Below are 612 nucleotides of genomic sequence, written 5' to 3' on the forward strand. Positions count from 1 at the left end.
CAGGCGTTGGGCTTTACCAATACCGAGGATGATCTCACCGCGGGTCAGCCGGCGTTCGATCCGAGCCTGCTGCTCAAGCTTTATCTTTACGGCTATCTCAATCGAGTGCGTAGCTCCCGACGCCTGGAGCGGGAATGCCGGCGCAACTTGGAGCTGATCTGGTTGCTGGAGGGCTTGGTCCCGAGCTACCGGACCATTGCCGAGTTTCGGCGAGAAAACGGAAAAGCCCGGCGCGCGGCGAACCGTGATTTCGTCATGCTATGCCAAGAGCTGGACCTGTTGGGAAGAGAAACCATCGCCATCGACGGCTCGTTTTTCCATGCCAGCGCCAGTGACGCCAGCATCACGACCAAGAAGCGCTTGGAAGCGCAATTGAAGCAGCTCGAACGTGAGCTGGAAGCCTACACGCGAGAGCTTGATGCCAACGACGCGCAGGAAACCGATGCGGGTGAGGGGTTAGGAGAAGCCCCCGCGCTGGCCCGCAAGCTAGAAGCACTCAAGGAGCGCCAGAACCGCAAGCCGGCACAACTCGAGCGTTAGAGGCAAGCGCAGAGACCCAATTCTCACGGACCGACCCCGACGCACGAGCCTTGAGCAAGGGGAAACAGCATG

The 612-nt window shown here is 60.1% G+C and carries 1 protein-coding gene; it reads left to right on the forward strand.

Annotated elements, in window-relative coordinates; translation table 11 throughout:
- Positions 1–540 (forward strand): transposase (locus BQ17_RS11025; RefSeq protein ID WP_141699236.1); only part of this gene is annotated, 540 nt, incomplete at its 5' end.
- Positions 541–612: the final 72 nt, after the last annotated feature.

This window comes from Candidatus Thiosymbion oneisti, from assembly GCF_900092655.1.
Lineage (GTDB): Bacteria > Pseudomonadota > Gammaproteobacteria > Chromatiales > Chromatiaceae > Thiosymbion > Thiosymbion oneisti.